Annotated in this window: 8 protein-coding genes; all 8 read right to left on the bottom strand. The window is 70.3% G+C overall.

Annotated features, from left to right (window positions below):
• Nucleotides 1-106: 106 nt before the first annotated feature.
• Nucleotides 107-592, bottom strand: coding sequence for an MbcA/ParS/Xre antitoxin family protein (locus H0523_RS31170; RefSeq protein WP_054431799.1), 486 nt, complete (start codon nucleotides 590-592; stop codon nucleotides 107-109).
• On the bottom strand, nucleotides 522-1,598 hold the full coding sequence (locus H0523_RS31175; protein ID WP_054431801.1) for a peptidylprolyl isomerase: 1,077 nt from the start codon (nucleotides 1,596-1,598) through the stop codon (nucleotides 522-524). Before H0523_RS31175 ends, H0523_RS31170 begins: the two co-directional genes overlap by 71 nt.
• A gap of 101 nt (nucleotides 1,599-1,699) precedes the next feature.
• The gene (locus H0523_RS31180; protein WP_054431803.1) at nucleotides 1,700-2,188 is read right to left on the bottom strand and encodes a YbjN domain-containing protein; all 489 of its coding nucleotides are present in this window, start codon (nucleotides 2,186-2,188) and stop codon (nucleotides 1,700-1,702) included.
• 43 nt (nucleotides 2,189-2,231) lie between these two features.
• Nucleotides 2,232-2,927: a DNA repair protein gene (locus H0523_RS31185; RefSeq protein WP_231689788.1), complete on the bottom strand. Its 696-nt coding sequence runs from the start codon at nucleotides 2,925-2,927 to the stop codon at nucleotides 2,232-2,234.
• Nucleotides 2,928-2,937: 10 nt separating this feature from the next.
• Nucleotides 2,938-4,638 carry a putative porin gene (locus tag H0523_RS31190; RefSeq protein WP_054431804.1) on the bottom strand — a complete coding sequence of 567 codons (1,701 nt, stop codon included), beginning with the start codon at nucleotides 4,636-4,638 and terminating at the stop codon, nucleotides 2,938-2,940.
• 36 nt (nucleotides 4,639-4,674) lie between these two features.
• Entirely contained in the window at nucleotides 4,675-5,388 is a 714-nt protein-coding gene (locus tag H0523_RS31195) for a TonB C-terminal domain-containing protein (protein WP_006390100.1), read from the bottom strand.
• An 18-nt stretch (nucleotides 5,389-5,406) separates the two neighbouring features.
• Entirely contained in the window at nucleotides 5,407-5,826 is a 420-nt protein-coding gene (locus H0523_RS31200) for an ExbD/TolR family protein (RefSeq protein ID WP_054431806.1), read from the bottom strand.
• 13 nt (nucleotides 5,827-5,839) lie between these two features.
• The coding region (locus tag H0523_RS31205; protein ID WP_257225191.1) for a MotA/TolQ/ExbB proton channel family protein at nucleotides 5,840-6,847 on the bottom strand (1,008 nt) is incomplete at its 5' end.

Below are 6,847 nucleotides of genomic sequence, written 5' to 3' on the forward strand. Positions count from 1 at the left end.
GGGGTGGCGTCCAGCACCACCACCGCCGCGCCGGCGGCGTGCCAGCGGCCCGCGGGGCGGGCGCGCGGCATCAGGTCCTGGCTGTTGCTCAAGCGCCAGAGCGCGGTCATGGGCCGTTTCCTTCGTCGATGTTGATCAACCACTGCTCGATCAGGACGGCATAGCGCCCGTGCTGGCACAGCAGCAGCGGCACCCGGCCGTGCAGCCGGCGCTTGGGGCTGCAGAGCCAGCGGCGCGCGCCGTCGGCGCCGCCGAACACCAGCTCGGCCAGCCACGCCACCCGCAGCGCCCGGTACAGCACGCGCAGGTCGGCCAGGTCCAGGCTGTGGTCGCGGTTGGGGTCGCGCGGGCGGCCTGGCTCCGCTTGCGGCACCAGCGCCAGCCAGTGCAGCAGGTCGCCGGCGAAGGTGACGCGCAAGGCCTGCAGCAAGGCGGCCGCGCACTGCAGGCTGGCGGGCGGCCCGGCCTGGCCCAGGGCCTGGCTCAGGCGCGCCTCCAGCGCCGCGGCGATGCCGCCGTCCTCAGGGCGCGGCGCGGGCGGCGAGGGCCGGCTGGGCCGTTGCGGCAGCCGCGGTTTGGTCGAAGGCGGCATTGAGGGCCGCACCATCAATGCTGACGGTTCCTGCATTCAGCAACCCCTCCAGATATGCCCGCGCCGCCAATTCCTGGCGTTGGGTGCGCAGCGCGCCGCGCAACGCGTCCTTCACCTGCTCGTACGGCGCGACGCTGGCCGCGCGCAGGTCCACCAGCTTGAGGATGTGAAAGCCCGCCGCCGACTGCACCGGCGCCGCCACCTCGCCCGCCTTGAGCGGCTCGATCACCGGCCGCATCTCCGGCGTCAGCTGCGACAGCGGCACGTAGCCGATATCGCCGCCCTGGGCGCGGGTGGTGGTGTCCTGCGAATAGCTCCTGGCCAGCGCGGCGAAGTCGGCCTTGGGCGCCTGGGCGCGCTTGACCAGGTCCTGCGCCTGCTTGCGCGCGGCGGCCACGGCATCGCTGTCGCCGACCGCGGCCGGCAGGAAGATCTGGCTGACGCGGTACATCGCCGGCTGCGCCAGCTGCGGCTTGGCGCGCTCGTAGGCGGCCTGCAGGTCGGCTTCGCCCGGATAGTCGTCGGGCGCCCGGCTGACCGAATCCAGATAGGTCTGCAGCACGATGCGCTCCTGCGCGGCCTGGAAGGCGCGCTTGAGCTCGGGACGGTCCTGCCAGCCCTGCGCGCGGGCCTGCTCGACCAGCGCCTTTTCGGCCAGGCGGCTGCGCAGCCACTGGTCGAGCGCGGCGCGGTCGCCCTTGAGCTGGGTCCGGGCCTCGGGCGGCAGCGCCTGGATCTGGCGCACCAGTTCGTCACGGTCCACCTGCACCGCGCCCAGGGTGGCCACGGCGGGGCCCTTGGCCTCGGGCGGCGCTGCCGGCGCGGCTTGCGCGGCCGGGGCGCCACTCTTGGCGGGCGCGGGCGCGGCGGCGGCCTTGGCCGGCGTCGACTCGCTGCTCTGGGCCGGATTGCCGCGCATCAGCGCCACGGCGCCGGCCAGCACCGCGATCAGCAGCACCGCCGCCGTCAGCCGCAGCCGGGCGGGTTGGTTGGAAAGCATCTTCATGGTCGAAACCTCGCTTGCTTGAATGCGCCATTCGCCGGGAACGGCGGCCGGGTTGGGGACGTCGCCGTCCCGAACGCCAGGCCCCGTGCCTGGCGGATGGATCAGTGCGCCGCCTCGGCGGCGGCTTCTTCCTGCGGCGCCGCGACGTCGGCGTCTTCGGCGCCGGCCTCGGCGGTCGCGTTGGCGCGCAGGAACAGCAGGAATTCCTGCAACAGGCGATCCCACAGTTCCGCGGTGGCGCGCAGGTAGTTCTCGGACACGCCGCCGGCCAGGATCACGTCCAGTTCCAGCACCAGGAACACGCCCTGCACGGTCAGGCGCGCGAAGCGCTTTTCCACGTTCCAGCGCTCGGCCAGGCCGGCCGGCAGTTCGCCCTGCACGCGCAGCGCGCAGCTCAGGGTGTAGTCCAGGTAGCGGCCGGCCTCGGCGGCCGGATTGCCCATGCGGGCGGCGAAGCCCACGCCCTGGCTGGCGCTCAACAGCTGCACCATGCCGTTCTGTTCGGACACGGTGACGCGGTAGCCGGCGGATTGCAGCAGGTCCTGCAGGCGTTCGGCGTTGACGTCGAGAATCAGGCTGGAGTCGGTCATTACAGTATTCCTAGATGAAAAAAATAAGACAGGTCTTGCACTATCAGGGTTGGGCCGGCGCCGCGGCGGGCGCGGTGGCGCCGACCTGCGCGTCGTACAGCTTGTCGCCGTACGCCTGCGCCTGCTCTTCGAACTTGACCCGCGCGCTGCCGGCGAACGGCTGCTTCATGGCCAGGATGCCGCCGGTGCTGATGCGTTCGTAGGCGTTCAGGATCTCCTTGCCGGCCTCGTACATCTCGCGGTTCTTGGCGACGCAGGCCTTGGCCTCGGTTTCCCGTTGCGCCAGGGAGCGCGCCAGGGTCTGGCGTTCCGCTTCCTTGGCGCGCGACAGCGTCAGCAGCTCGTCGTAGGCGCCCTTGAACTTGCCCAGCTGGGCATGGCTGGCGGCCACCTGCGCCTGCGCGCTTTCCATGACCGCGCCCTGCTGCTCGGCCAGCTTGTCGGCCTGGCCCTTGGCCTTGGCCAGCTGGCCGCGCAGCGCTTCCAGTTCCTTCTGCGCGGCGTCGCGCTGGGCCTCGGCGGCAGCCTTGGCGGCGTTGACCTGGGCCTGCTCGCTCTGCAGCTGCTGCAGCTGCTGGGTGGTGCTGCGCAGCTGGGCGCGCAGGCGCTCTTCCATGGTCTCGGCCTGCGCCGGCGCCACCACGCTCAGGCCCGCGGCGCACAAGGCCGCGGCGGCGGCCAGCCGCCGGCCGCGACCCGGCTCCCGCGGCTGGCGCAATTCATCCCACAAGGTATGCATGTCCATGGCCTCAGAACCTGGCGTTGATTTCGAACTGCATGGTGTCGATGGACAACGGCGCGCCGTAGACTTCGCGCGTGCTCATCCAGCGCAGGACGCCGTACACGTTCTTGTCGAAGGCATAGCTGCCGCCGATGTAGTAGCCGCGCGCGTTGGTGCCGCCCTGGTGGAACGACGAATCGTTGAAAGCGTCGGGCAGCGCATCCGGCTGGATGTACTTGTAGCCGACGAAGGCCAGCCAGTCGCCCTTCTCCTTCATGTCGAACGAACGGCCCAGCGTGGCCTGCAGCATCCAGGCGTTGGGACCGCTCTCGACTTCGCCGTTGTCGCCGAAGTTGTTGACGATGTTGCCTTGCGAACGGCTCCACATCTTGCCCTTGCTGTAGGCCAGGTTGCGGATGTAGTTGGCGTTCAGGCGCAGGCCCAGGCCGTCGAACACGCGCGTGTCCCAGCGCAGGTTCAGGTCCAGCAGGTCGAACTTGGACGCCAGGCCGACGTATTGCGGCTGCGGCGTATTGGCCGGATCGAGCGGGTTGGACGTGATGTTGCGCAGCAGGAACAGCGTGTTGCCCTTCTGCATGAAGGCCGGACGCGACCAGTCGGTGTCGCAGTTTTCCTGGCCGGCCCACGGCGAGCAGGCGCTGGAGCGCCTGCCGGCGATGTTGTCGAAGTGGTAGTAGGCCAGCGCGCCGCGCACGCTGTTGCGGTTGTCGATCTTCCAGTCGGCGCCGGCCTGCGCGGCCAGCAGCCACTTGTCCTCGCTCTTGCCTTCCGAGAACGACGACGAGTTCCAGCCGTTCGAGCCGTACTCGGTCGAGAACGCGCCCAGGGTGCCGAACAGGGTCACGTCGCGGCCTTCCAGCGGCTGCTTGAAGATCGCGGCGACGCCGTCGAAATTCAGGTCGTTCGAGAACAGCATGTCGGTGGACTCGAACGGATTGGCGATGCGGCCGCCGGTGACCGTGGCCCACTTGGTCGGCCGGTAGGTCAGGTAGGCCTGGTCCAGCCAGATGTCCTTCTTGCCCATGCCGCCGCCCAGCGTCTGCGAGGTCGACACCGGGCTGTCGTCGCTGCCGGTGGCCAGGCGGATGCCGGCCGACCAGGATTCCGAGATCTCGGCGCGCACGCCCAGGCGGGCGCGGATGCGCAGCTGGTTGCGGCGATCCTCCCGCGTGTTCAGCATCGGCGGGTAGTTGTTGTTGGTGTTGCGGTTCAGGTCGTACGGACCCTTGGAATTGAGCTTGGCGAAGTCGACGATTTCGTTGCTGTTGCTGCCCGAGTACAGGCGCGACTCGTCGCGCACGCGCACGTCGCCGTCGATGGTGATGCGCGACACCCAGTCGGGGAAGGTGTTCGGCTGGGCCCAGTTTTCCGCCTTGGCCTGCACCATCACTTCCGCCTTGACCTCGTCGCGGATCTGGTCGCGCACGGTCTGCGGGATATAGGGCACGCGCACGTCGCCGGCCTGGGCCACGGCGCCGCCGCGGTCCTGCGGCGCGGCGCGGGCGGCCTTGGCCTCGGCTTCGGCCTGGGCCACCAGGGCCTCGGCCTGGTCCGCCTTGAGCACGCCCTGCTGCACCAGCAGGCGGATCAGGTTGATAGTGGCGTTCTCGGACGGGGCGGGCGCGGCGGCGGCGGCGCCGGGCAGTGCGGCGGCGCCCGCCGCGGCCAGGGCCAGCGATGCCGCCAACCGGTTCAATTGGAACTTCATTCTCTTGGCACTCCAGGATCGGTTCAATTCAGCACTTCAGGAGGGGCGGCGGCCGGTCAGCGATGCCCGGATCGGCATGCTGGCCGAGGCCGGCGGACGTTCATCCAGGCCCGGCACCGCGCGCAACGCCGCCACCACGCGGGCGTCGACGTCGGCATCGCCGCTGGAACGGGTCAGTTCGACACGCGTGATCTGGCCGCTGGCCGTGAGCCAGATGTTGGCTTGCAGGCGGAAGGTCAGATTGCGCGTGCGCTCGTCTTCGCGCAGGATCTTCTGCAGCGCGTAGGCGAGGTACTGGCTGTAGGTGGCGTTGCCGGCGCGGCCACCGCCGCCGCCCGCCATGCCCTTGCCCTGGCCGGCGCCGATGTTGAAGGCGTCGCTGCCCGCCTGGGCATCGCCGTCGATCTGCATCGGGTTGGCCAGGTCGTCGGACGGACGCGGCGGCGCCTCGTCCTGCGGCTTGGGCGGTTCGGGCGTGGGCTGCGGCTCGGGTTCGGGCGTGGCCACCGGCTCTTCCTTGGGCTGCTCGGGCTCCGGCGGCTTTTCCGGCTCGGGCGGCGGCGGCGGAGGCGGCGGCAGCGGGATGATCGCGGTGACCTTGGGCGCGTCGCGGCGCACCCCGGCCATGTCGTTGGCCCAGCGCCAGAGCGCGTAGGCGGCCGCGATCAACACCACCGCGACCGCCGCCAGCTTGAGCCAGCGGCGCGCGGGATGGGGGGTGCGCGGGGAATCGGATGCGTGGTGCGGCATGACAGTCGCCTCGGCCCCTTATTTCGGCTTGCCGGTGACCAGCCCGACCTGGGCCAGTTCCAGCCGGCGCAGCAGGTCCAGCACTTCCACCACCTTCTGGTACTGCACGGCGGAGTCGCCGCGCACGATCACCGGAAAGTCGGGATTCAGTGCCTTCTCCGTGCGCAGCCGGTCTTCCAGCTCGGGCAGGGTCACCGGGTAGGCGTCCAGGAACACCTGGCCGGCGTCGTTGACGGAAATGGCCTTGGTCTTGGGCTGCGACAGGGCGATGGACGAACTGGCCTTGGGCAGGTTGACCTTGATGCCGGCGATCTGCGCCGTGGCGGTCAGGATGAACATGACCAGCACGACCATCAGCACGTCGACCAGCGGCGTGATGTTGATACCGTCCACGGGCGCGTCGTCGTCATCGTCCTGGGAAGCGGATACGGAAGCCATGGCAGTCCTCTCCTTATGCTTCGGCGGCGGCCGGCTGCGCGTCGCGCACGGCCGGACGGCTGGCGGCGGGCGCGCGGGCGGCGCTGTGGTGGGCGGCTTCCTGGGCCTGGCTTTCGCCATGCACTTCGGCCAGGCGCGTCACGAACTCGTCGACGAACACGCGCATGTCGGCGCTGACTTCCTTGTTGCGCGAGACCAGGCGGTTGTAGCCAAACAGCGCCGGGATGGCGACGAACAGACCCATGGCGGTGGCCAGCAGCGCGGCGGCCATGCCCGGGGCGATGGCGTTGATGTTCACGTCACCCGCCATGGCGGTGCCCAGGAACACCACCATGATGCCCAGCACGGTGCCCAGCAGGCCGATGTACGGACCGCCGGCGATGGCGTTGGACAGCACGCCGAGCTTGGCGCCCAGCAGCTGGTTTTCCTTGGTGCGCACGGCGTCCAGCGAAGCGCGGATGGCTTCGATGGTGGCGGCCGAGATCGAGCTGGTATCGGCGCCCTGCTCGCGGCGGGTGCGGATTTCATTGATGGCCACGCGGTACAGGCGCCACAGCGAGGCGTGCTCCAGGCGCTGGGCCAGGGCCTTGTCGTCGGCCAGCAGTTCCAGGCGCTGGCCGACCTTGGCGAAGGACTCGCGGAAGACCTCGTTGGCGCGTGCCACGCGGGCCACGTTGCGGCTCTTCTTGATCATGATGATCCACGACTGCACCATCATCAGCACCAGGATGGCGATGATGACCCAGGCGTCGATCGGCACCGCCTTGAGCAGGAAGCCCAGGCCGCCGAAGCCGAAGCCCGACTGTTCCTCGTCGGTGCCGTAGGCCACCAGGCGCGATTCGGCGCCCTGCGAGATCGCGTCGGCCAGGATCAGCGCGGCGGGACGGGCGACGCGCGACAGGCGCACTTCGTCGATGGCGCCGACGAACGGCGCGTACACATGCGGCGCCGGAGCGGCGGCGGCGTCGGCCGGCGCGGCCGCTTCGCCATTGGCGGCGGCGGGCGCGGCGGCCACGGCCGG

The organism is Achromobacter insuavis, assembly GCF_902859645.1.
Lineage (GTDB): Bacteria > Pseudomonadota > Gammaproteobacteria > Burkholderiales > Burkholderiaceae_B > Achromobacter > Achromobacter insuavis.